19 protein-coding genes and 1 riboswitch are annotated in these 23,180 nt (G+C 72.9%); of the genes, 3 read left to right on the top strand and 16 right to left on the bottom strand.

Features of this window, described 5'->3' with window-relative positions:
* Nucleotides 1-25: 25 nt before the first annotated feature.
* From cobC to cobM, 6 genes are read right to left on the bottom strand one after another with little or no spacing between them, the layout of a single operon-like run.
* Complete coding sequence (gene cobC / locus ABZO29_RS34460) at nucleotides 26-1,087, bottom strand: Rv2231c family pyridoxal phosphate-dependent protein CobC (RefSeq protein WP_367326322.1); 1,062 nt, start codon at nucleotides 1,085-1,087, stop codon at nucleotides 26-28.
* On the bottom strand, nucleotides 1,077-2,009 hold the full coding sequence (locus ABZO29_RS34465) for a sirohydrochlorin chelatase (RefSeq protein ID WP_367324100.1): 933 nt from the start codon (nucleotides 2,007-2,009) through the stop codon (nucleotides 1,077-1,079). Before ABZO29_RS34465 ends, cobC begins: the two co-directional genes overlap by 11 nt.
* Nucleotides 2,006-2,593: a precorrin-8X methylmutase gene (locus tag ABZO29_RS34470; RefSeq protein ID WP_367324101.1), complete on the bottom strand. Its 588-nt coding sequence runs from the start codon at nucleotides 2,591-2,593 to the stop codon at nucleotides 2,006-2,008. Before ABZO29_RS34470 ends, ABZO29_RS34465 begins: the two co-directional genes overlap by 4 nt.
* Complete coding sequence (cobJ, locus tag ABZO29_RS34475; protein WP_367324102.1) at nucleotides 2,590-4,281, bottom strand: precorrin-3B C(17)-methyltransferase; 1,692 nt, start codon at nucleotides 4,279-4,281, stop codon at nucleotides 2,590-2,592. Before cobJ ends, ABZO29_RS34470 begins: the two co-directional genes overlap by 4 nt.
* Complete coding sequence (gene cbiE, locus ABZO29_RS34480; RefSeq protein WP_367326323.1) at nucleotides 4,278-5,519, bottom strand: precorrin-6y C5,15-methyltransferase (decarboxylating) subunit CbiE; 1,242 nt, start codon at nucleotides 5,517-5,519, stop codon at nucleotides 4,278-4,280. Before cbiE ends, cobJ begins: the two co-directional genes overlap by 4 nt.
* A 5-nt stretch (nucleotides 5,520-5,524) precedes the next feature.
* Nucleotides 5,525-6,343 carry a precorrin-4 C(11)-methyltransferase gene (gene cobM / locus ABZO29_RS34485; RefSeq protein WP_367324103.1) on the bottom strand — a complete coding sequence of 273 codons (819 nt, stop codon included), beginning with the start codon at nucleotides 6,341-6,343 and terminating at the stop codon, nucleotides 5,525-5,527.
* Nucleotides 6,344-6,431: 88 nt separating this feature from the next.
* Between cobM and ABZO29_RS34490 the strand changes: the two genes are divergently transcribed.
* On the top strand, nucleotides 6,432-7,160 hold the full coding sequence (locus tag ABZO29_RS34490; RefSeq protein WP_367326324.1) for a ZIP family metal transporter: 729 nt from the start codon (nucleotides 6,432-6,434) through the stop codon (nucleotides 7,158-7,160).
* An 11-nt stretch (nucleotides 7,161-7,171) separates the two neighbouring features.
* Here ABZO29_RS34490 and cobI read toward each other — a convergent pair whose 3' ends face one another.
* The 10 genes from cobI to ABZO29_RS34540 all read right to left on the bottom strand — a co-directional run bounded on the left by cobI (nucleotide 7,172) and on the right by ABZO29_RS34540 (nucleotide 20,984).
* On the bottom strand, nucleotides 7,172-7,903 hold the full coding sequence (cobI, locus tag ABZO29_RS34495) for a precorrin-2 C(20)-methyltransferase (protein ID WP_367324104.1): 732 nt from the start codon (nucleotides 7,901-7,903) through the stop codon (nucleotides 7,172-7,174).
* Nucleotides 7,900-9,366, bottom strand: a complete 1,467-nt coding sequence (locus tag ABZO29_RS34500) for a cobyrinate a,c-diamide synthase (protein ID WP_367324105.1) — start codon at nucleotides 9,364-9,366, stop codon at nucleotides 7,900-7,902. Before ABZO29_RS34500 ends, cobI begins: the two co-directional genes overlap by 4 nt.
* The gene (cobO, locus tag ABZO29_RS34505; protein WP_367324106.1) at nucleotides 9,360-9,959 is read right to left on the bottom strand and encodes a cob(I)yrinic acid a,c-diamide adenosyltransferase; all 600 of its coding nucleotides are present in this window, start codon (nucleotides 9,957-9,959) and stop codon (nucleotides 9,360-9,362) included. The genes ABZO29_RS34500 and cobO overlap by 7 nt, the downstream gene beginning before the upstream one ends.
* The gene (locus ABZO29_RS34510; protein ID WP_367324107.1) at nucleotides 9,959-12,028 is read right to left on the bottom strand and encodes a putative cobaltochelatase; all 2,070 of its coding nucleotides are present in this window, start codon (nucleotides 12,026-12,028) and stop codon (nucleotides 9,959-9,961) included. The genes cobO and ABZO29_RS34510 overlap by 1 nt, the downstream gene beginning before the upstream one ends.
* Nucleotides 12,025-15,675, bottom strand: a complete 3,651-nt coding sequence (cobN, locus tag ABZO29_RS34515; protein ID WP_367324108.1) for a cobaltochelatase subunit CobN — start codon at nucleotides 15,673-15,675, stop codon at nucleotides 12,025-12,027. The genes ABZO29_RS34510 and cobN overlap by 4 nt, the downstream gene beginning before the upstream one ends.
* Entirely contained in the window at nucleotides 15,672-17,207 is a 1,536-nt protein-coding gene (locus tag ABZO29_RS34520) for a cobyric acid synthase (RefSeq protein WP_367324109.1), read from the bottom strand. The genes cobN and ABZO29_RS34520 overlap by 4 nt, the downstream gene beginning before the upstream one ends.
* Complete coding sequence (locus tag ABZO29_RS34525) at nucleotides 17,204-18,220, bottom strand: cobalamin biosynthesis protein (RefSeq protein WP_367324110.1); 1,017 nt, start codon at nucleotides 18,218-18,220, stop codon at nucleotides 17,204-17,206. The genes ABZO29_RS34520 and ABZO29_RS34525 overlap by 4 nt, the downstream gene beginning before the upstream one ends.
* Before the next feature lie 99 nt (nucleotides 18,221-18,319).
* Nucleotides 18,320-18,462: riboswitch (cobalamin riboswitch) on the bottom strand.
* Between the two features lie 130 nt (nucleotides 18,463-18,592).
* On the bottom strand, nucleotides 18,593-18,814 hold the full coding sequence (locus tag ABZO29_RS34530; protein ID WP_367324111.1) for a hypothetical protein: 222 nt from the start codon (nucleotides 18,812-18,814) through the stop codon (nucleotides 18,593-18,595).
* A gap of 32 nt (nucleotides 18,815-18,846) precedes the next feature.
* The gene (locus ABZO29_RS34535) at nucleotides 18,847-20,085 is read right to left on the bottom strand and encodes an anion permease (RefSeq protein ID WP_367324112.1); all 1,239 of its coding nucleotides are present in this window, start codon (nucleotides 20,083-20,085) and stop codon (nucleotides 18,847-18,849) included.
* A 143-nt stretch (nucleotides 20,086-20,228) separates the two neighbouring features.
* Nucleotides 20,229-20,984, bottom strand: a complete 756-nt coding sequence (locus ABZO29_RS34540) for a lysozyme (protein WP_367324113.1) — start codon at nucleotides 20,982-20,984, stop codon at nucleotides 20,229-20,231.
* Nucleotides 20,985-21,194: 210 nt separating this feature from the next.
* On the opposite strand from ABZO29_RS34540, the gene ABZO29_RS34545 reads away from it, so the two are divergent.
* Nucleotides 21,195-21,848: a class II aldolase/adducin family protein gene (locus ABZO29_RS34545; RefSeq protein ID WP_367324114.1), complete on the top strand. Its 654-nt coding sequence runs from the start codon at nucleotides 21,195-21,197 to the stop codon at nucleotides 21,846-21,848.
* 97 nt (nucleotides 21,849-21,945) lie between these two features.
* Entirely contained in the window at nucleotides 21,946-23,073 is a 1,128-nt protein-coding gene (locus tag ABZO29_RS34550) for an alpha/beta hydrolase family protein (protein ID WP_367324115.1), read from the top strand.
* The last annotated feature ends 107 nt before the right edge of the window (nucleotides 23,074-23,180 follow it).

A 23,180-nucleotide genomic window follows, 5' to 3' on the forward strand; every position in this document is an offset into this window, starting at 1 on the left:
CGTCCCATCCCGGGGCGCTGCCCCTTCAGCGATGCGCCGACGAAAGCGCCCGGGCCAGCGCCGGCAGGAACCCGTTCACCGTCCCCCGGTCCCGCACCGCCAGCCGCAGCCACTCCTCGTCCAGCCCGGGAAACGTGTCCCCGCGCCGGACCGCGAACCCGAGTTCACGCAGATGCCGCCGCACCGCCGCGGCCCGCGGCAGGCGTACGAGGACGAACGGGCCCTCCGCGGGCCCGGCGACCCGCACCCCGGCTTCCGCGAACTCCGCCAGTCCCGCGACGAGATGCGCCCGGTCCGCGGCGACGCGGTGCGCCGCGTGCGCCGCCTCCGCGAGCGCGCGCGGTGACACACATGCCTCCGCCGCCGCCAGCGCCGGCGTGGACACCGGCCACAGCGGCTGCGCCCGCTCCAGCTCCGCGATCGTCCCGGGGTCGGCGAGGACGTAGCCGATCCGCAGCCCGGCCAGGCCCCACGTCTTCGTCAGGCTGCGCAGGACGACCAGCCCGGGCACGTCCGTACGCCCCGCCAGCGCCTCCCGCTCGCCCGGCACCGCGTCCATGAACGCCTCGTCGACCACCAACGTCCGCCCGATCCGGGCGAGTCGGGCGATGGTCTTTGCCGGGTGCAGCACCGACGTCGGGTTCGTCGGGTTGCCGATCACCACCAGGTCGGCCTCCTCGGGGACGACCGCCGGGTCGAGACGGAAGCCGTCCGCCTCCCGCAGCAGCACCCGGTCCACGCTGTGCCCGGCGGCCCGCAGCGCCGCCTCCGGCTCCGTGAACTGCGGATGCACGACCACCGGCCGGCGGACCTTCAGGGCGCGGGCGAGCAGCACGAACGCCTCCGCCGCGCCCGCCGTCAGCAGCACCCGCTCCGGCGGCAGCCCGTGCCGCGCCGCCACCGCCGCCCGCGCGGTCCGCCCGTCCGGGTAGGCCGCGAGCCCGCCGAGGGAGGCGGCGATGTGCTCGCGCAGCCACGCCGGGGGAGTGTCGGCGCGGACGTTCACGGCCAGGTCGACCAGTGTTGCCCCGTCGTCGCGCACCTCGGAGTCCCCGTGGTGGCGCAGGTCGTGCCCGTCAGTGTGCATGGGAATGCGCGTGCCCTCCGTGGTGATGGCCGTCATGGTGATGATGTCCGTCGTCGTCCGGGTGGAAGTGCGGCTGCTGCGGCAGGCCCACCTTGTCCTCGAACCCCGGCAGCGCGATCCGGTACACGCACGAGTCGCAGTTCATCCGCAGATCGCCCTTCACCGCCTCCTCGTACCGCTCCATCACCAGATCGAGCAGCTCCGGCTCGGGCCCGATGACGTCCGCCGAGCGCACCTCGACCTCCGGATGCGCGTCCGCCCAGCCCTCCGTCTGCTGCCGCACCCGGTCCGGCAGGATGCCCGTGAAGAGGAAGTAGGGCAGGACGACGATCCGACGCGCCCCCAGCCTCACGCACCGGTCCAAACCGCTCGGCACGTCCGGCGCCGCCAGCGACACGAACGCCGTCTCCACGCCGGCGTAACCGCGTCCCTCCCACAGCAGCCGCGCCGCCTTGTACACCTCGGCGTTGGCGTCGGGATCGGTGGACCCGCGGCCGACCAGCAGCACGGTCACGTCCGCCCGGTCCCGCGGAGTGCGGGCCGTCCCGCCCAGCGCCTCGTCCAGCCGCCTCTCCAGCACGGACAGCAGCGAGGGATGCGGGCCCAGGGGGCGCCCGTACGTGTACGAGATCCCGGGGTGCCGTTCCTTCTCGCGGGCCAGCGCCGCCGGGATGTCCCCCTTGGCGTGCCCGGCGGACACCAGCATCAGCGGAACGGCGGCGAAGCGCCGTACACCCCGTTCGACCAGCTCCGTCACCGCCTCGGCAAGGGGCGGCGGGGACAGCTCGATGAAACCGCCCGCGACGGGCAGTTCGGGGTGGCGGCGCCCCAACTCCCGGACGAAGTCGCGGAACGCCTCGGCTCCGGCATCGTCGCGGGTGCCATGGCCGGCGATGAGCAGGGCGGGCGGCGGGGTGGTCACGGGTTCTCCTCGGCAGAAATCGGGTGGTACAGCAGGGCGTTGAGCGCGGCCGCGGCGACCGCCGAACCGCCCTTCTCGGACACGTTGCTCACGGCGGGCAGCCCGCTCTCGCGCAACGCGGCCTTGGACTCGGCCGCGCCGACGAAACCGACGGGCAGGCCGATGACGAGCGCGGGGGAGGCGTCCAGCGTCAGCAGCTCCTCCAGGGCGGTCGGCGCACAGCCGATCACCCACAGCGCGCCGGGCCCGACCTGCTCGTACGCCAGCCGGATCGCATGCGCCGAACGCGTCAGCCCCGGCCCGGACCGGGCGTCCTTCAGCCGGCACACGGTGGCCCGCCGGGTGATCCCGGCCGCGACCATCTCCACGTCGACGACGACGGGCGCCCCGCCGTGCAGGGCGGCGTGCGCCTTCTCCAACTCCGCCTCGTCCATGACGAGATCGCCGGCGTAGTCGAGGTCGGCGGCGGAGTGGATGACCCGCTCCACCACCGCGCGGGTCAGCGGCGGGAAGTGCGAGGTGTCCAGACGGGCGCGCAGCCGCCGGAAGGACTCCTGCTCGATGGGGTGGACCACACGGTTCATTTCGGCTCCTCCTGCCAGCGGTAGCCGCGGGGCGTCACCATGCGCCCCGCGATGTCCCGGGTCGCCGTGTTGCCGACGGTCACGACCGTCATCATGTCGACCGTCGCCGGGTCGAGGGCGCCCAGTGTCGTGAGCCGACCGGACTCGTCCGGCCGCGACGCGTTGCGTACGACACCGACCGGCGTCGTCGGCTCCCGGTGCTCCGCGAGGATCGCGAGCGCCTTCGGCAGCTGCCAGTCGCGGCCCCGGCTGCGCGGGTTGTAGAAGGTCACGACGATGTCCGCCTCTGCGGCGGCCCGCACCCGCCGTTCGATGACCTCCCAGGGCGTGTGCAGATCGGACAGGCTGATCGACACGTGGTCGTGGCCCAGCGGCGCACCGAGGATCGCGGCGGCCGCGAGGGCGGCGGTGACGCCGGGGACGCCGATCACGTCGATGTCGTCGGACGCCTCGGCGAGCGCGGGAGAGGCCATGGCGTACACGCCCGCGTCGCCGCTCCCGATCAGCGCGACGGCGTGCCCGCGCCGGGCCTCCGCGACAGCGGTACGAGCCCGCTCCTCCTCCGCCCCGAGACCCGACTCCAGGATCCGGGTGCCGGGCCGCAGGAGATCGCGGATCTGGTCGACGTACTGATCGAGGCCGACGAGGACGGAGGCACGCCGCAGCTCCGCCCTGGCACGCGGCGTGAGCAGGTCCCGGGCGCCCGGCCCGAGCCCGACCACCGCGAGCCGCCCGCGCGCGGCACGTCGTACGACGGCACAGGTCGCCATGGCGGGCAGACCGTCCGGCCGCTGCGACTTCCGCTTGGGGACGAGGAGTTCACCCCCGCCCACGAGCGCGGCGGCCTCGGCGACGGAGGGGGTGCCCACGGCGGCGAGGGGGGCGTCGGAAGGGTTGGGGACCTCGACCCGCGCCAACTCCTCGGCGGAGTGGGTGACCAGGCGAACGCCGAGCCGCTGGGCGGCCTCGACGATGCCGGGCTCGCCGGCCTTGGCGTCCACGGTGGCCAGTTCGGCGACGCTCTGGGCGGACAGTCCCGCATCCCGCAGCGCACCCTCGACCAGCGTGAGCACCTCTTCGGCGGGGGCACCCTTGGAGGCGCCGACGCCGACGACGAGAGTCGGCGGGTGGAGCACCACCTCGCGGTCGCCGGGCTCGATGTGACGGTCCGTCACGCGGATGGAGTGGGTTCCCTCCGCTGCGACCGGGAGCGGAGGAAGCGGCCAGGCCACCTCCGCCTTCAGCGCCACCCGCTCACCGTCGAGGACGGCCCGCGAGACACCGGCCACATCCCCCGCCACCGGCATTCCGAGCGTGTCCAGGCCCGGCACGCCCACCGCATCGGTCGCCGTGGTCACCACGGGCTCGGCCCCCAGCAACTCCCCGACCGCGCACGCGAGTTCGTTCGCTCCGCCGCCGTGCCCGCCCACCAGCGACACGGCGAACCGCCCGGCCTCGTCGACACACACCACACCGGGATCGGACGCCTTGTCGGCGAGCAGCGGAGCGACCAGCCGTACGACCGCCCCCGTGGCGAGGAAGCACACGAGCTGCTCACACTCCGCGAACGCCCGCCGCACGGCGTCCCCGACGGGCCCGTCGTACACCCGCGTGCGGTCCGGCCACGCCGCGGCCAGCCGGTCGCGCGCCGCCGCCCCCGCCGCGGTGGCGGAAATGAGGCCGATCACAGGGCAACTCCTTCTTCGGTACGTACTGGAGACCTGACGCCCCACAGCAGGAAAACGGGATTGGTCGCCGCGAGCCGGGTCACGTCCCCCGGCAGCGGTGCCAGACGCGACGACTGCAGCAGCACGCCGTCGCAGTCGAACCCGGCGCCCGTGAGCGCCTCGCGCGCCGCCGGCACCCGGTCGAGCGCCGCCATGGCGACGACCACCGTCCGCCGCGCACGCCGCGCGCACGCCGTCACGATCTCCGGCAGCTCGCGGCCCCCGCCGCCGACGAACACGGCGTCGGGCTCGTCGAGGCCGGACAGCACGGTCGGCGCCGCCCCGTGCACGACGTGGACGTCGACGCCGTGCGCGCCGGCGTTGGCACGGATCCGCTCGACGCCGTCCGCGGTCTTCTCGACGGCGGTGACGGCGGCGCCGAGCCGCGCGCACTCGACGGCCACCGAACCGGAACCCGCGCCCACGTCCCACACCAGGTCGCCCAGGCGCGGCCCGAGCCGGGCCAGGGCGAGGGCCCGCACCTCGAACTTGGTGATCATCGAGTCGCGGTGGGCGAAGCCGGTCTCGTCCAGGGCCCATCCGGCGGGCCGGTCCGGCGGTCCGGCGATCGTGCGCACGGCAGCCGGCGCCCGAGTCTCGTCCAGGCACAGCACCACACTCACCGCCGGACCCCACTCGCGGCCCGCGGCCTCGGCCGGCGTGACCTGCTCGACGCTCTCGTCCCGCGAGCCGAGCGACGACGCGACGACCAGGACCCGCGAGCCGCCCGTACGCACCAGCGCGGCCCCCAACTCGCGCGGCCCCGCACCCGGCCCCGTCAGGACCGCGACCTTGGGCCGCGCCCGGCACACATTGACGGCCGTCCGCAGATCACGCCCGTGCGCGCTGACGACCGCGGCGTCGTCCCAGGGCAGCCCGATCCGCGCGAAGGCGGCGGCGACGGAGGAGACGCCCGGCCGGACATGGAGCCGACGGGGACCGAACCGCTCGGCCAGCGCCCGCACGATCCCGAAGAACCCGGGATCACCGGAGGCCAGCACGACGACCGGCCGCTCCTTCTCCACGTACTCCCCGATGACGTCGAGGGCGGGCGCCAGCGGTCCCAGGACGACACGCTCCGCCGCCTCCGGCAGCCGTACGGCCTCCAGATGCCGCCGCCCGCCGACCACCAGCTCGGCCCCGCCGAGGACGTCTTCGTCGACCGGCGCACCCGTCCCCGTACCGACGACGGTGATCACCGCGGTCATGTGCCCGCACCCCGCGCGCGCAGGGCCTTGCGGGCCTCCGGGTCGGCCTTGCGGAACCCGTGGAAGTGGCCCGGGTGGTACAGGTGCGAGCGGGTGCCGTGCGCGTCGAGGGCCGGGCCGACCAGGAACAGGGTGTGCTTCCAGAGCTTGTGCTCCTTGACCGTCTCCTCCAGCGTGCCGATCGTGCACCGCACGACCAGCTCCTCCGGCCAGGTCGCCTGGTACGCCACGACGACCGGGGTGTCCGTCGGATAGCCGCCCTCCAGCAGCTCCCGCACCAGCTGCCCGCTGCGCGCCGCCGACAGGAAGATCGCCATGGTGGTGCCGTGCCGGGCGAACTCGCGCACCTCCTCACCGGGCGGCATCGGCGTCTTGCCGCCGCCGAGCCGGGTGAGGACGACCGACTGCGCGACCTCGGGAATGGTCAGCTCGCGCTGCGCGAGCGCGGCGACCGCGGAGAAGGAGGACACACCGGGCACGATCTCCGTCTCGATGCCGATCTCTGCACAACGGTCGAGCTGCTCCTGAGTGCCGCCCCACAGAGCGGGATCACCGGAGTGGATACGGGCGACGCGCAGCCCCTGTGCGCGGGCCCGCTCGTACACGGCGACGACGTCCTCCAGCGACATCGTCGCCGAGTCGAGGATCTCCGCGTCCTCGCCCGCGTGCTCGAGGACCTCCGCCTGGACCAGGCTCGCGGCCCAGATCACGACATCGGCCTCCGCGATGGCACGCGCGGCACGGAACGTCAGCAGGTCGGCGGCGCCGGGGCCGGCACCGACGAACGTCACCTTGCCGGTGGGGGCATCGGCCATGGGAATCGGTCCTCTCGTCTACAACAAGTCAGTACGTGATCAGCCGTCGGACGTGCGCCGACGGGTGCTGATCGGATACCAAGGGCACATGGCCGTCTTCGTCGCGCTCGGCGCGTTCCTCATGACGCTGGCCGGCGGCTGGACGGCACAGCGGGTGACCGACCGCCGCCATCTCGTCCTGGGGCTGGCCGGCGGACTGATGCTGGGCGTGGTCGGCCTGGACCTGCTGCCGGAGGCACTGGAGGTGGCGGGCACCGAGGTGTACGGCGTACCGGCCGCCCTGCTCCTGTTCGTCGCCGGCTTCCTGCTGGCCCACCTGGTGGAACGCCTGCTGGCGCACCGCCAGGCCGCGCACGGCGCCGAGGAGCGGGACGGCCGCGCTCCCCAGGTGGGCCTCACGGCGGCGGCCGCGATGGTCGGCCACAGCGCGATGGACGGCGTGGCGATCGGCGCGGCCTTCCAGGTCGGCGGCGGCATGGGAGTGGCCGTCGCACTGGCGGTCATCGCCCACGACTTCGCGGACGGTTTCAACACGTACACGATCACGAGCCTGTACGGGAACGCCCGTCGCAGGGCGCTCGCCATGCTCTTCGCGGACGCGGCGGCACCGGTCGTCGGCGCGGCCTCGACCACGTTCGTCACCATCCCGGAGGGACTGCTCGGCGGCTACCTGGGCCTCTTCGGCGGCGCACTGCTGTACCTGGCGGCCGCCGAGATTCTCCCCGAGGCCCACCACGAGCACCCCGCCCGCTCGACGCTGCTGTGCACGATCGCGGGGGCGGCGTTCATCTGGCTGGTGGTGGGTCTGGCCGGTTGATCCGAGGACCGTCACAGCTTGCCGCCCCGCCCGCCGTCGCGCCGCGCGGGCGCGATGAGCGTGGAGAGGTACGGCAGGGGAGCACCGTCGAGATCGGCGGCCGGCCGGATGGACTCCCCGGGCAGCCCGAGGGAAGCCCCCCACACGGCGTCGTCGATCCGCCCGGTCTCCCGCAACGCCTCGGCGACCTCGCCCGCCTGCCGCCCGAACTTGTAGGCGACGACGGTCCCGGGCCCGGCCAGCGCGTCCTTGAGCACGGACGCCCCCGCGGTCACGGGCACGAGCGTGAGCGGCTCGGTCCCCTCCGTCAGCACGGCCCCCGACCGCGCCGCGAGATCCTGCATGGCGGTGATCCCGGGCACGGTCTCGACCACGACACCCGGCACCAGCTCGCCGATGGTCTGCGCGAGATAGGTGAACGTCGAGTACACGTTGGGGTCGCCGATGGTCGCGAAGGCGACGGAGCCGTGCGCCGTCAGCAACTGCGCCACCCGTTCACCGGCCGCGTCCCACGCCGCCTCCCGCCGCGCCCGGTCCGTCCGCTCGTTGAGCGCGAACACGACCCGCACGACCTTGTCCTCGGGCACGTAGTGCACAACGGTCGCCTCGGCCCGCCCCTGTTCCCCCGTGTCCATCACGGGTACGACGACGACGTCGGCGGCACGCAGCGCGTTGACGCCCTTGACGGTCACCAGCTCCGGATCCCCGGGCCCGACCCCGACTCCGACCAGCCTGCTGCTCATGACGTCCGGCACCTCTCCACGAACCGACGGGCCGCACCGGGCTGCGACGCCCAGTGCGTGTGCAGATAACTCGCGTGCACGCCGCGCTGTACGAATCCCTCGACGCGCCGCTCGGGCGCCCGCACTCCCCACGCAGGGGCCGCCCCCGAGCCCGGCTCGACGACCGTCCGGTGGAACTCGTGCCCGCGCATCCGGGTCCCGGCGACGGCGAGCACGCTGTCGCTCACGGCGACGGCGTCCCGGTACCCGAGGGTGAGCCTGTCGTCCATGCGCGCGGTGGCGTCGAGCACCCCGCACATCGGCTGCCCGTCCAGCTCCCGGCACAGATAGAGCAGCCCGGCACACTCGGCGGCGACGGGAGCGCCGCGCTCCGCGAGGGCGGCGACGGACTTGCGCAGGGGTTCGTTGGCGGACAACTCGGCGGCGTACACCTCGGGGAAACCACCACCGATGACCAACCCGCCGGTATCGTCGGGCAGTTGCTCGTCACGCAGGGGGTCGAAGAGGACGACCTCGGCACCCGCGGCGGTGAGGAGCTCGGTGTGCTCGGCATAGGAGAAGGTGAAAGCGGGACCACCCGCGACGGCGACCTTCACCTTGGAGCCCAGGTCGGTGAATCTCAGCCCGTCCGGCGTTTGAGGACGAGGCCGTTCAGGCCGAAAGCGGGGGTCTGGGGGCGCAGCCCCCAGGGACGGGAAGGGAAGGGGCGGAGGGGGCGACCCAGCCACGGCCTCAGCCGGATCCCAAGCCGCACCCGACAAGGCACCGGCACTCCGCGCAAGACCAAGCAGCGCTTCGAGATCGCACCCCGCGCTCACCTGCGCCGCCATCGCGGCGACAGCCTCAACCGCCTCGACCCGCCGCTCGGCGACCGGCACCAACCCCAGATGCCGCGAAGGCGTATCCACCTGAGCCACCCTCCGCAGCACACCCAACACCGGCACCCCAGCCGAGTCCAACGCCTCCCGCAGCAATCCCTCATGCCGATCCGACGCGACCTTGTTCAGAATCACGCCCCCGACCCGCACCTCCGGATCCCACGAGGCGAACCCGTGCACCAGCGCAGCCACCGACCGCGACTGCGACGACGCGTCCACGACGAGCACAACCGGCGCCCGCAGCAGCTTCGCCACATGGGCGGTGGACGCCAGTTCACCCTCCCCCGCGGCCCCGTCGTACATCCCCATGACACCCTCGACGACGGCGACGTCGCACCCGAGGGCCCCGTGCAGGAACAACGGAGCGACCAGCTCCGGACCGCACAGATAGGCATCGAGGTTCCGCCCCACCCGCCCGCTCGCGAGCGCGTGATACCCCGGGTCGATGTAATCCGGCCCGACCTTGTGCGGGGACACGGCGAGCCCCCGCGCGGCGAACGCGGCCATCAGCCCCGTGGCAACGGTGGTCTTGCCGCTGCCCGAAGCAGGCGCGGCAACGACCAACCGGGGGACAGCAGTCACCACTCGATGCCCCTCTGGCCCTTCTGGCCGACGTCCATCGGATGCTTGACCTTCGACATGTCCGTGACCAGATCGGCGAAGTCGACCAGCTTCTCGGGCGCGTTCCGCCCGGTGATCACGACATGCTGGGTCCCCGGCCGGTTCCGCAGTACGTCGACGACCTCATCGGTGTCGACCCATCCCCAGTGCATCGGGTAGGCGAACTCGTCGAGCACGTACAACTGGTACGTCTCGGCGGCCAGGTCCCGCTTGACCTGCTCCCACCCCTCGCGGGCCTTGTCCTCATTGTCCATCTGGGCGTCGCGCTGCACCCACGACCAGCCCTCACCCATCTTGTGCCAGGCGACGGACCCGCCCTCGCCGGAGTCCCCGAGCACGCGCAGCGCCCGCTCCTCGCCGACCTTCCACTTCGCCGACTTGACGAACTGGAACACCCCGATCGGCCACCCCTGGTTCCAGGCGCGCAGCGCGAGCCCGAAGGCGGCGGTCGACTTGCCCTTGCCGACCCCGGTGTGCACGACGACGAGCGGCCGATTACGGCGCTGACGCGTCGTCAGTCCGTCGTCCGGAATCACGCTCGGCTGTCCCTGAGGCATTACGCGGCCCTCCTGTCGCCCTGAACTTCCCTGACCAGCCCGGCGATCGAGTCCGCCCGCAGCTCGTCCAACGTCACAGCCGTACCGCCCAGCTCACCCGCGAGCTGCCCGGCCAGCCCCAGCCGCACGGGCCCCGACTCGCAGTCCACGACCACGGACGCGACGCCCTCGGCCGCGAACAGCCGCGCCGCCCGCCCGGCGAGGGCGACCGGCTCCGTCCCACCCGTCGCCCGACCACCACCCCGGCCGGAGGCTCCCCCAGAGCCGAAAGCCTGGGGGGACCCCCATCGCGCCACCCCTCCATCTGTGGCCCGCCCGTCCGTGACGACCACGACGAGCGCCCGCCGCGCCGGATCCCGCAGCCGCTCGACCCGGAGCACGTCATGCGCCCGCAGCAGCCCGGCCGCCAGCGGCGTACGCCCCCCGGTCGGCAGCGACTCCAGCCGGGCGGCCGCCGCGTCGACCGACGAGGTGGGCGGCAGCACGACCTCGGCGGCCGACCCGCGAAATGTCACGAGCCCCACCTTGTCCCGCCGCTGATACGCGTCAAGGAGCAGCGACAGCACAGCACCCTTCACCGCACTCATCCGCTGCCGCGCCGCCATCGACCCCGAGGCGTCCACCACGAACAGCACGAGGTTGCCCTCGCGCCCCTCCCGGGTCGCCTGCCGCAGATCGTCCCGGCGCACCACGAGCCCCGGCCCCGACCTTCCCCGCGCGCGCTGATGCGGCGCCGCCGCCTGCACGGTCGCCGCCAGGTGCAGCTTGGTGAGCGTCCCGCGGGGCCGCCGGGCCCCGGTCGTCCGCCCGTGCTCGGTCCGCGCCCGCGAACGCCGCCCGGCGGCACCCTCACCGATCCCGGGCACGCTCAGCACCTTGGTGCGGAACGGCTCGGCGGCCCGTACGGCGGACTGCTCCCCGGAGCCCGATGCCTGCGGCTCGCCGCCGTCACCCGCCTCCGGGCGGGCGCCCGTGTCACCGCCTCGCGGACCGGCATCCGGGGTCGGCTGCCCGCCGCCCCCGCCCGGTCCGCCGTCGTCCGGATCGGGATCGTCGTCGCCGGAGAACTCCTCCAGCGTCTCGTCGAGCTTGTCCTCGTCGAGGCCCGGCGCGTCGAAGGGGTTCCTGCGCCGCCGGTGCGGCAGCGCGAGCAGCGCGGCCTGCCGTACGTCCTCGGCGAGTACGTCGGTCCGCCCGGCCCACGCGGCCAGCGCGGTCGCCGTACGCGCCATCACGATGTCGGCGCGCATGCCGTCCACCTCGAAGGCGGCACAGGTCGCCGCGATCTGCCGCAGCGCCCCGTCGCCCAGCCGCACGGACGGCAGCAGCTCGCGCGCCGCCACGATCCGCGCCCGTACGGCGGCCTCCTCGGCCGCCCAGCGCGCGGCGAAACCGGCCGGGTCGTCGTCGTAGGCGAGCCGCCGCCGGACGACCTCGACCCGCTGGTCGGGCTCCCGCGAGGCCGCGACCTCGACGGTCAGCCCGAACCGGTCGAGCAACTGCGGGCGCAGCTCGCCCTCTTCGGGGTTCATGGTTCCGACGAGCAGGAAGCGCGCGGCATGCCGTACGGAGACCCCCTCGCGTTCTACGTACGAGGCGCCCATCGCGGCCGCGTCGAGGAGCAGGTCGACCAGGTGGTCGTGGAGGAGGTTGACCTCGTCGACGTACAGGATCCCGCGGTGCGCGTCGGCGAGCAGGCCCGGCTCGAAGGCCTTCACGCCCTCGGCGAGGGCCCGCTCGATGTCGAGGGCGCCGACGAGCCGGTCCTCGGAGGCACCGACGGGGAGTTCGACCATGCGGGCCGGACGCCTGCCGCCGTTGCCGGCCTCGTGCGGCCCGTCCGGGCACGCCGGGTCGGGCGCGGCCGGGTCGCACGAGAAACGGCACCCGGCGACGACGTCCACCTCCGGCAGCAGCGCCGAAAGGGCGCGTACGGCCGTCGACTTCGCGGTGCCCTTCTCCCCGCGCACCAGCACGCCGCCGACCGCCGGGGACACGGCGTTCAGCAGCAGCGCGAGCCGCAGGTCGTCCTGGCCGACGACGGCCGTGAACGGGAACGGGGTGGTCACTGGTCGCCCTCCAAGTCGCCTTCCAGCTCCAGGTAGGTGGCGCGCAGCCGCTCGATCGTGTCGGCGTCCGGCTCGGCCCACAGCCCGCGGTCGGCCGCCTCGAGGAGCCGTTCCGTGATACCCCGCAGGGCCCACGGGTTGGACTTCTTCATGAAGTCCCGGTTCTCCTGGTCGAAGACGTACTCCGCGCTGAGCTTCTCGTACATCCAGTCGTCGACGACCCCCGCCGTGGCGTCGTACCCGAAGAGGTAGTCCACCGTCGCCGCCATCTCGAAGGCGCCCTTGTAGCCGTGCCGCCGCATGGCCGCCATCCAGCGCGGGTTGACGACGCGCGCGCGGAAGACGCGGTGCGTCTCCTCGCCGAGCGTGCGGGTCTTCACCTGGTCGGGTACGGCACTGTCACCGACGTACGCCTCGGGGGAGGCCCCCGTCAGGTGCCGCACCATGGCGACCATGCCGCCGTGGTACTGGAAGTAGTCGTCGGCGTCGACGAGGTCGTGCTCACGCGTGTCCACGTTCTTGGCCGCGACCGCGATCCGCCGGAACGCCGTCTCCATGTCCCCGCGCGCCGCCCGCCCGTCGAGCCCGCGCCCGTAGGCGTACCCGCCCCAGACGGCGTACACCTCGGCCAGATCCGCGTCGGAGCGCCAGTTGCGCGCGTCGATCAGCGGCAGCAGACCGGCACCGTAAGCGCCGGGCTTGGAGCCGAAGATACGAGCCGTGGCCCGTCGCCGGTCGCCGTGCCCGGCGGTGTCCGCGTCGGCGTGCGCGCGGATGAAGTTCTGGTCGCCGGGCTCGTCCAGCTCGGCCACCGCGCGCACCGCGTCGTCGATCAGACCGACGACGTGCGGAAACGCGTCCCGGAAGAAGCCCGAGATACGGACGGTCACATCGATGCGGGGACGGCCCAGTTCGGCCAGGGGCACGACCTCGAAGCCGGTCACCCGGCGCGAGGCGTCGTCCCAGACCGGGCGGCAGCCCAGCAGCGCGAGGATCTCGGCGATGTCGTCGCCCTGCGTGCGCATGGCCGACGTTCCCCAGACCGTCAGACCGACGGACTTCGGGTACTCGCCGGTGTCCTGCAGATACCGCTGGACCAGCGAGTCGGCGAGCGACTGCCCCACCTCCCAGCTCAGCCGGGACGGAATGGCCTTGGGATCGACGGAGTAGAAGTTGCGGCCGGTCGGCAGCACGTTGACCAGGCCACGGGTCGGCGACCCGGACGGACCGGCCGGCACGTACCCGCCGTCTAGGGCCTTGAGGATGTGCCCGATCTCGTCGGTGGTCCTCTCCAGCCGCGGTACGACCTCGGTGCAGGCGAATTCCAGCACGGCGACGGCGTCCGGGAGTTCGGCGCCGAGAGTGTCGCGCACGAGACCCGGGGCGGCCGACACGTCCCACGCCCGGGACTCCATGCCCTCCGCGATCCGCCGGCACAGCAGCTCCAGCAGGTCGATCGCGTCGGCGCCCGTCCGGGACGGCCCCTCGACCAGGTCGCTCAGCTCGACCGGCACCTTCACCGCGGCTCCCGGCTCGGCGAGCAGCTCCTTCTCCACCAGCCCGAAGTGCTGTGCCAGTGATGCCCGCAGCCCCGGCAGCGCGTTGGCCTGCCCGCCCCACACCTGCGAGGCGCGCAGCACGGCGAGCACGAGGTTCACACGCGGCTCGCCGACCGGACCGCCACCGAGGATGTGGAGCCCGTCGCGGATCTGCACGTCCTTGATCTCGCACAGGTAGCCGTCGATGTGCATGACGAACTCGTCGAACTCGTCGTCGTCCGGCTGCTCGTTCACGTGCAGGTCGTGGTGCAGCTCGGCGGCCTTGACCAGCGTCCAGATCTGGGCGCGTACGGCGGGCGCCTTGGCCGGGTCCAGATCGGAGACGAGGGCGTACTCGTCGAGGAGCTGCTCCAGCTTGGCCAGGTCGCCGTAGGTGTCGGCGCGCGCCATGGGCGGGACGAGGTGGTCGACGACCGTGGCGTGCCCGCGCCGCTTGGCCTGGGTGCCCTCGCCGGGGTCGTTGACGATGAAGGGGTAGATCAGGGGCAGATCACCGAGGACGGCGTCCGGAGCACAACCCCCGCCGAGCCCCAGCCCCTTGCCCGGCAGCCACTCCATCGTGCCGTGCTTGCCCATGTGGACGAGGGCGTCGGCGCCGAAGGAGTTCTCGAGCCACCGGTAGGCCGCCATGTAGTGGTGAGAGGGCGGCATGTCCGGGTCGTGATAGATCGCGATCGGGTTCTCGCCGAAGCCGCGCGGCGGCTGGATCATCACGACGACGTTCCCGAACCGCAGCGAGGCGAGCACGATGTCGTCCCCGTCGACGTAGAGGGAGCCCGGCGGCTCGCCCCACGCCCGAAGCATCCCGTCCCGCAGCTCCGGGTCGAGCTCGTCGAACCACGCGCGGTAGTCGGCGAGCGGCACGCGCGCGGGCGCTGCGGCCAACTGCTCCTCGGTCAGCCACTCGACGTCGTGGCCGCCGGCCTCGATGAGACGGTGGATGAGCTCGTCGCCGCCCGCCGGGTACTCGGTCAGGCCGTAACCGGCGTCCCGCAGCGCGTCGAGCACGCCTACCGCCGAGGCGGGCGTGTCGAGTCCGACCGCGTTGCCGACGCGCGAGTGCTTGGTCGGGTACGCGGTGAAGACGAGCGCGAGCTTCTTCTCCGCGTTCGGCTTGTGCTTCAACCGGGCGTGCCGTACGGCGATCCCGGCGACTCGTGATGCCCGCTCCGGGTCGGCGACGTACACCGGCACCTCGTCCGGGCCCGGCTCCTTGAAGGAGAACGGGACGGTGATGAGACGGCCGTCGAACTCCGGGATCGCGACCTGCATCGCGGCGTCCATGGGGGAGAGGGCGGCGTCGGACTCGTCCCAGGCGTCACGGGACGAGGTCAGGCAAAGACCTTGCAGGACAGGGACATTGAGGTCCGCGAGCGCCCCGATGTCCCACGCCTCCTCGTCGCCGCCCGCCGAGGCCTGCGAGGCGTGCGTGCCGCCGGCGGCGAGCACGGTGGCGACGAGGGCGTCGGCCTTCCCGAGGATCGCGTACAGTCCGGCGTCGGCGCCGCGCAGCGAACCGCAGTACACGGGCAGCGCGTTGGCACCCTGCGCCTCGATCGCGTCGCACAGGGTGTCCACGAAGGCGGTGTTGCCGCTGAGTTCATGAGCCCGGTAGAAGAGCACGCCGACGGTCGGGCGGCCGTCCACGACGGCACGCTCGCCATGGACGCCGTACTCCGGCATCTTCTGGGGCTCGACGAACCCCTCGCCCGTCAGCAGCACGGTGTCGGACAGGAACCGCGCCAGCTCGGTCAGGTTGGCGGGCCCGCCCTCGACGAGATACCGCAGCGCCTCCGCCACGACACCCGCGGGCGCGGACGACTCGGCCATCAGCTCCGCGTCCGGAACGGCCTCACCACCGAGCAGCACCGTCGGAACACCGGACGCCTTGAGCGCGGCGAGTCCGTCCTCCCAGGCGCGCTTCCCGCCCAGCAGCCGTACGACGGCGATGTCGGCGCCCTCGAGGAGAGCGGGGAGTTCCTCCGCCACATCCACCCGGGTCGGGTTGCCGATCCGGTACGAGGCACCGGACGCCCGGGCCGCCAGCAGATCCGTGTCGGCGGTCGACAACAACAACACTGTGCTCATGCGGGCGCTCCCGGTGGAATGAAAGGCAGTCCTTGCGGCGCGCCGGACTCGATGAGCCGCCACAGCGCGTCCGTGTCCGCGTGCTGTTCGATCAGGTCGCCGAGCCGGTCGAGCTGCTCCTCGCGCAGCGCGGCGAAAGAGGTGTCGGCGGCAGGCACGAAACGGCGGCCCGCGGCGGCCGCCACCTCGCGCAGGAAGGCGCGCCGGAAACCGTCCGACTCCAGCGAGCCGTGCCAGTGCGTGCCCCAGGTCTGGCCGACGCGGCAGCCGTCGAGGCTGTGTCCGATGTCATCGGAGATGAACGCGGTGCCGCCGTCGATCTCCGCGACCCCGTGATGGATCTCGTACCCCTCGACCCGCTCGCCGAGGGCCTCGCCGACGGGCCGGGTGAGGGTCTTCTCGCGGGCGAACCGCACCCGCACGGGGAGGACACCGAGTCCGTCCACATGTCCTCGCCGGCTCTCGACCTCGTCCTCGATGTGCTCGCCGAGGACCTGGAAGCCACCGCAGATGCCGAGGACGGGTCGTCCCTCGGCGCCCCTGCGCTTGATGGCCTCCGCAAGTCCCCGCTCCCGCAGCCACTCCAGCGCGCGTACGGTCCCCCGGGTCCCCGGGATCACTACGAGGTCGGCGTCGGCAAGCTCCTCCGGCCGGTCCACGAACCGCACGACGACACCGGGTTCGGCGGCCAGCGCGTCGACATCCGTGAAGTTGGACATCAGCGGGATCGCACACACGGCGACACGGAGCACGTCCTCGCCGACGGGCGGGGCGACGTTCGACTCCCGGACCGTCCCGCGCAGGGAGACCCGCAGCCCGTCCTCCTCGTCGATGCCGAGGCCGTGGCGGAAGGGCAGGACGCCGTACGTCTGCCGTCCCGTGAGCCCGTGCAGCATGTCGAGTCCGGGTTCCAGCAGAGAGACATCCCCCCGGAACTTGTTGACGAGGAACCCGGCGACGAACTCCTGGTCCTCGGGAGACAGCAGGGCGACGGTCCCGAAGAAGGAGGCGAAGACGCCGCCCCGGTCGATGTCGCCGACGACGAGCACGGGAAGCCGGGCGTTGCGCGCGATCCCCATGTTCACGATGTCGGTGCGCCGCAGATTGATCTCGGCAGGACTGCCGGCACCCTCACAGATCACCGCGTCATACGTGCCCCGCAACTCGGCGAGGCAGTCCAGCACCGTCCCCAGAAGCTTCTGTTGCCGCCCGCCGTGATATCCCCGCGCGCTCAGCTCACCGACTGGCTTCCCCAGCAGCACGACCTGACTGCTCTGCTCGCCACCGGGCTTGAGCAGCACGGGGTTCATCAACGCGGTCGGCTCGACGCGGCACGCCTGGGCCTGCATGGCCTGCGCCCGCCCGATCTCGGCGCCCTCCCGTGTCACGAACGAGTTGAGGGACATGTTCTGCGCCTTGAAGGGCGCGACCTTGACACCCTGCCGCACCAGCCAACGGCAGATCCCGGCGGTGACGACACTCTTGCCGGCGTCGGAGGTGGTACCGGCGACGAGAAGACCCCCGCCGGTCATGAGAGGCCCCCCAACTGCTGTGGGCAGTCGTTCCGCAAGGCGGAACTGGTGGGCACAGCCTGCAGCGCCGGGCGCCTCGCAACCCGCCCCCGCAGCAGCGCACCCGCAGCAGTGACCCCCCACGCGAGCCAGCCAACCCGCCGCGACAACCGAACAGCCCTCTCGATGTCCCCCACTTGCACAGAACGCCCCTCCCCGTTCAGCACAGGCCGATGCTCCACGCGCCCCCCATACGCCAACGTCCCCCCGAGCCGTACCCCGAGCGCCCCCGCGAACGACGCCTCCACAGGCCCGGCATTAGGACTCGGATGCTTCACCGCATCGGCACGCCAGGCGCGTGCCGCCCCGCGGGGATCACCTCCGGCGACCGCCGCCAGTGCGGCGGTCAGCCGGGCGCCGGGCCATCCGGCAACATCGTCCAGCCGCGCGGAGGCCCACCCGAACCTCCGGTACCTGGCCGACTTGTGACCGACCATCGCGTCGAGGGTGTTCACCGCCCGGAAGCCGACCAGGCCCGGCACTCCGCCCACCGCCCCCCACACCAGCGCCCCCACCACCGCGTCCGACGTGTTCTCTGCGACGGACTCCACAACCGCGCGGGCGATCCCGTCGGCGTCCAGGGCCTGGGGATCCCGCCCGCAGAGGTGGGGCAGCCGGGCGCGGGCACCCTCGATGTCCCCGGCCTCCAGCGCACGCCCGATGCCCCGGGCCTCGCGCGCGAGTGAAGTCCCCCCGACGACGGCCCAGGCGGCGGCGCCGGTGAGCGCGACAAAAGCGGCAGGGGACGTACGGACGGCACGGGCGGCGACGGCGCCGAGGGCGACGGCGCCACCGGCGCACACAACGGCGTGCAGCGCGCCCCACCCCCGGTGGTCCCGCCACAGCACGCGCTCCACGGCACCCGCGGCCCGCCCGAACGCGGCGACCGGGTGTCCGCGGCGAGGATCGCCGAGGAGCAGGTCACCGAGGAGGCCGGCGGCGGCGCCGTACGCGAAGACGCGATCGGCACGCATCGGCTCAGCCGACCGCTGGATCAGGCAGAGCGCTGGTACTGAACCTCAATCGGCAGCCGAGCATGGCGATATGTCCTCACTCAGGGTGTCCGCGCCCTGGTTCGACGAGACCGGCGGTGAGAGTTCCTGGCTCCCGGGGCTTACTACCCCGGTGACAGTGGCGGGACCGCGCCGGACTCGCACCGGCTTCCTCTCCTGCCGCCGTACATGGCTCCGGCAGTCCACCACGGCCCTGGAAGGGCCGTCAACTTGCCGCTGACCTGCGACGGGAGAGTGTGCTGAGGCCCACACACGGGCCGTCGGTGCCGTCACAGAAACCTGGGGTGCGGGACGGCGATCCGTCCCGCACCCCAGGTGCTGTTGCTGTGCTGGTCAGGCGACGATCAGCGAGATCCCGTACGCCACCGCCCCCGCGCACGCCGCGAAGCAGACGTACGCGCCGGTCATCGCCAGCACGGCCGAGTCGCCCTGCGCGGCGGCCCGTTCGCGGCGCGACAGGCCCGCGATGCCGAGGGTGAACAGGGCCACGAGGGCCACGGTGACCACGAGGCTGACGCCGAAGACGGAGCCGAGGGCTGCCCAGTCGATCTTCATGGTGCTTCTTCCTTCGTACCCGGTCGGGCGGCTCAGACGGCGGCCGGCGGGGTCGCCGGTTCCGTGGTGGCGGTGGGGGCCGGGATCGTGGCGGCCAGGTCCTCGGCGACCGTGCCCGTCGGGGGGACGGCCACCGCGGCCATCGCCGTGGTCACCACACCGGCCGGCTCGCCGTGGTCGTTGACGTTGCTGTGGTCCACGACCTCGCGGCGGGAGATCCTCCAGATCGCGGCGCTGGAGGCGACCAGGAAGACGGCGACGACCGCCGTGCCCCAGGAACCGAGGTTCGTCACGGACTCGGCCAGCGCGCCCACGAGGGCCGCGGCCGGGAGGGTCAGGCCCCAGGCGACGAACATGCGGGTCGCCGTCGACCAGCGGACCACGCCGCCCTTTCGGCCCAGGCCCGCGCCCATCACCGAGCCGGAGACCGAGTGCGTGGTGGAGAGGGAGAAACCGAGGTGGGAGGAGGCCAGGATGACCGTGGCCGCGCTGGTCTGGGCGGCGAAGCCCTGCTGCGGCTGGAGGTCGGTCAGGCCCTTGCCCATGGTGCGGATGATGCGCCAGCCGCCGAGGTAGGTGCCGAGCGCGATGGCGAGGCCCGCGGAGAGGATGACCCAGGTGGGAGGGTCGGAGTCGGGGGCGACGGCGCCGCCGGCGACCAGGGCGAGGGTGATGACGCCCATCGTCTTCTGCGCGTCGTTCGTGCCGTGGGCGAGGGAGACCAGGCCGGCCGAGGCGATCTGGCCCGCGCGGTAGCCCTTCTCGGCGGCCTTGCCGTCCGCCTTCTTGCCCAGCGTGTAGGAGAAGCGCGTGGCGAGCATCGCCGCGATGCCCGCGACCAGCGGGGCCGCGATCGCGGGGATCAGGACCTTGGTGACCAGGACGTCACCGTGGACCGCGCCCAGGCCGGCCGAGGCGATGGTGGCGCCGATCAGACCGCCCATGAGGGCGTGGGAGGAGCTGGAGGGCAGTCCCACCAGCCAGGTCAGCAGGTTCCAGAGGATCGCGCCGACCAACGCGGCGAAGATGACCTCGGGACGGATGCCGGTCTCGTCGACGAGACCCTTGGAGATCGTGTTGGCGACCTCGACGGAGAGGAAGGCGCCCACAAGGTTGAGCACGGCGGACATGGCCACCGCGACCTTGGGCTTGAGTGCACCGGTCGAGATGGTCGTGGCCATCGCGTTGGCGGTGTCGTGGAAACCGTTCGTAAAATCGAACGCGAGTGCTGTTACCACCACAATCGCGAGGATCAGCGAGAAGTTTTCCATTTACCCAGGCATTCGTTCGAAGTCATTGGCCGGTTGAACGTAGGTAACCTGGGTGAACGGAAGGTGAACTGGGGCAGGCTTTGTGGTGTCGGAAGGTGTGGGTCGCCGCTCCGTTTGGATTCGACGGCCCCGGCGCCGTACGGCTAGGAGCCCCGGGCGAACTTCTTCAGCTGGGTCGCGGACCCGTTGAAGAGATTCTGGTCACCCGGCAGGCTGCCGCTGTTGTCGTACTGCCAGAACGTCCAGAACGACCAGCCGGCGGGCAGTGACCCCGCGTTCGCCGACTCGTGGCGGGCGATCCATAACCCGTGGTCCGCGGCGAAGGCCCGGCTGCCCCCGGTGCACGTGTTCCACCAGTGGGTGGTCGTGTAGATCACCGGACGGCGGCCGGTCAGCCGCTTCACCTCGTCGCTGAAGGACCTGATCCAGCCGACCATGGCCGCCTTGGTCAGGCCGTAGCAGCCGTGCTTTCTGTCGTACGGGTTGTATTCGATGTCGAGCGCGGGCGGCAGCGTCCAGCCGTCCGAGCTCCACGCGCCCCCGTTGCGCACGAAGTACGCCGCCTGCGTCCTGCCGGGCGACTTGTTCGGCACCGCGAAGTGGTACGCCCCCCGGATGATGCCCGCGTTGCGGGCGCCGCCGTACTGCCGGCCGAAGTACGGGTTGCGGTAGGTCGTGGACTCGGTCGCCTTGACGTAGACGAACCTGGCCCCCTTGTCCTTCGCGCTCTGCCAGTCCACGTCCTTCTGGTGGGACGAGACGTCGTGGCCCTTCGGCGGGCTCGCCGCCGAGGCCGGCAGTCCGGCGAGCGCGGTTCCCGCGACGGTGAGCGCCGCGACGGACGCGGCTGCCGCGATGACACGGGTACGGCGAAGGGACGGTTTGCGATCACGGGCCATATTCCCCCCCGGAATGGCGACGTGCACGACAAATCGCCCCGAGGCTACTGGAAGATCCGCGAATGCCGGTCGATCTCCGGCCAATCACCTCAAGAGAGTGATGTATCCGTATATGCACTCTGCCGGAGGCGTGCGCTCCGCCCTACAGTGCCCGCCCCACGGTGCTCGGCCCCGTCGGCGGCCCCGGGTCGTTCCTGGCAGGATCGCCGCATGGCTGAGCAGAACGAGGAGGCGCGCGCCTGGGAGGCGCTGGTGGCGACCGCCCGACGGACCGTGACCGACGGACTGGTCGTCGGCACCTCCGGCAACGTCTCGGTGCGCGTCGGTGACACCGTGCTGGTCACGCCGTCGGGCGTGCCCTACGACCGGCTGACGCCGGACGACGTCACCGGCGTCGATCTCGACGGCAGACAGGTGCTCGGCGCGCTGGTCCCCACCAGCGAGCTGCCCATGCACCTCGCCGTCTACCGCACCACCGACGCCCGCGCCGTCGTCCACACCCACGCCGTGCACGCGACCGCCGTCTCGACCCTCGTCCCCGAGCTCCCGACGATCCACTACATGACCGGAGCGCTGGGCGGCCCCGTCCGGGTCGCCGCCTATGCGACGTACGGCACCGACGAGTTGGCCGAGAACATGCTCCACGCCCTCGCCGGCCGCACCGGCTGCCTCCTCCAGAACCACGGCACCCTCACCTACGGCGCCTCCCTCGACCAGGCCTACGACCGCACCGCCCAACTGGAGTGGATGTGCCGGCTGTGGCTGACGGCCTCGTCGGTGCCGGGCCTGACTCCGACGCTGCTGTCCGAGGAGCAGCTCGCGGAGGCGGGGGAGCGGTTGCGGGGGTACGGGCAGCGAGGGTGAACTCCGGGCCGGTCCCGTGCCGTCCGGCTTCTGCCGCCCCTCACCCGAGGCGGTGCCACCACTGGCCGGTAGGAGGATCGGCCAGGACACTGGACGGGTGCGCACTGTCAAAGCGACGGCCGCCGCCGTCACCGCAGCCCTGGCAGCCGGTGCCGCGGGCATCGCCGCCGGCCGGCTCGCCAGCGACGCCGCGCTCAGGGCGACACCGGGCCGGCCGCTGCCCACCGAACCCCGCCTCACCGTGCACGGCACGGCCGCCGGCCGGATCACGCTCACCCGCGACCTGGCCTCCCTGCGCCCCGGTACCTACGGCCTCGCCGGGGACGGCTCCCACGCGGTCGTCGGCGCCGTCCTGGACGCCGCCCCGCACGCCGCCGACACCGTCGTACGCCGCCTGGAACGCGTCACCCACGGCACCCTGAACTCCGGCGACCGGGTCTGGCTCACCCCGAACGTGCACATCGGCAACCCGGCCGCCGCCCTCGGCCTCGAGTACGCCGACGTCGACGTCCCCGGCGAACTCGGCCCGCTCCCCGCATGGTTCGTGCCCGGCGTCCGGGACACCTGGGTGATCGCGGTGCACGGCCTGGGCACCACCCGCGAACACGCCCTCAACGTCATGGGGTTCCTGCACCGCCACCGCTTCACGGTGCTCGCCCTCGCCTACCGCGGCGACCTCGGCGCACCCCGCCCCCCGGACGGCCTCAACCACCTCGGCGACACCGAGTGGCGGGACGTCGACGCGGCGATCCGCTACGCCGTGCGGTACGGCGCCGAGCGCGTCGTCCTGCACGGCTGGTCCACCGGCGCCACCATGGCCCTGCGCGCCGCCGCCCACTCGCCCCTGCGGGACCGTGTCTCGGGACTCGTCCTCGACTCCCCGGTCCTCCACTGGGCGAGCACGCTGCGCGCCCTCGCCACCGCCCGCCGCACACCGGGCGCGCTGCTGCCGCTGGCGGTTCGGGCGGCGCAGGGCCGCACGGGACTGCACGCCGACCGCACCGACCCCGCCGCCGACCCGGACGGGCTCCGTGTCCCGACCCTGATCTTCCACGGCCCGGGCGACACGGTGGCCCCCTGGGCGCACTCCCGCCGCCTCGCCGAACGCGGCCGCGGCCTCGTCGCGCTCCACCCGGTCCAGAACGCCCCGCACGGCGCGATGTGGAACGCGGACCCCGACGCGTACGAGGAAGCGCTACGGCGCTTTCTGACGCCGCTGATGTGAGACGGGCGGCGCCGCAACCGCCCCGCCGCACGCCCCCCGCACCACCCCCTTCCACACCGGTCGCCCCTATTCCGTTTAAGGCCGTACCACTGGCTTGATCTCGGCCC

The organism is Streptomyces sp. HUAS ZL42 (assembly GCF_040782645.1).
In the GTDB taxonomy this organism is placed as follows: Bacteria; Actinomycetota; Actinomycetes; order Streptomycetales; family Streptomycetaceae; genus Streptomyces.

What these genes read in the sequence shown, in the direction of transcription:
- cobC (WP_367326322.1), bottom strand. Translation starts at nt 1,087, where the DNA reads ATGCACACTGACGGGCACGACCTGCGCCACCACGGGGACTCCGAGGTG.
- ABZO29_RS34470 (WP_367324101.1), bottom strand. Translation starts at nt 2,593, where the DNA reads ATGAACCGTGTGGTCCACCCCATCGAGCAGGAGTCCTTCCGGCGGCTG.
- cobM (WP_367324103.1), bottom strand. Translation starts at nt 6,343, where the DNA reads ATGGCCGATGCCCCCACCGGCAAGGTGACGTTCGTCGGTGCCGGCCCC.
- ABZO29_RS34490 (WP_367326324.1), top strand. Translation starts at nt 6,432, where the DNA reads ATGGCCGTCTTCGTCGCGCTCGGCGCGTTCCTCATGACGCTGGCCGGC.
- cobI (WP_367324104.1), bottom strand. Translation starts at nt 7,903, where the DNA reads ATGAGCAGCAGGCTGGTCGGAGTCGGGGTCGGGCCCGGGGATCCGGAG.
- cobO (WP_367324106.1), bottom strand. Translation starts at nt 9,959, where the DNA reads ATGCCTCAGGGACAGCCGAGCGTGATTCCGGACGACGGACTGACGACG.
- cobN (WP_367324108.1), bottom strand. Translation starts at nt 15,675, where the DNA reads ATGAGCACAGTGTTGTTGTTGTCGACCGCCGACACGGATCTGCTGGCG.
- ABZO29_RS34520 (WP_367324109.1), bottom strand. Translation starts at nt 17,207, where the DNA reads ATGACCGGCGGGGGTCTTCTCGTCGCCGGTACCACCTCCGACGCCGGC.
- ABZO29_RS34525 (WP_367324110.1), bottom strand. Translation starts at nt 18,220, where the DNA reads ATGCGTGCCGATCGCGTCTTCGCGTACGGCGCCGCCGCCGGCCTCCTC.
- ABZO29_RS34530 (WP_367324111.1), bottom strand. Translation starts at nt 18,814, where the DNA reads ATGAAGATCGACTGGGCAGCCCTCGGCTCCGTCTTCGGCGTCAGCCTC.
- ABZO29_RS34535 (WP_367324112.1), bottom strand. Translation starts at nt 20,085, where the DNA reads ATGGAAAACTTCTCGCTGATCCTCGCGATTGTGGTGGTAACAGCACTC.
- ABZO29_RS34540 (WP_367324113.1), bottom strand. Translation starts at nt 20,984, where the DNA reads ATGGCCCGTGATCGCAAACCGTCCCTTCGCCGTACCCGTGTCATCGCG.
- ABZO29_RS34545 (WP_367324114.1), top strand. Translation starts at nt 21,195, where the DNA reads ATGGCTGAGCAGAACGAGGAGGCGCGCGCCTGGGAGGCGCTGGTGGCG.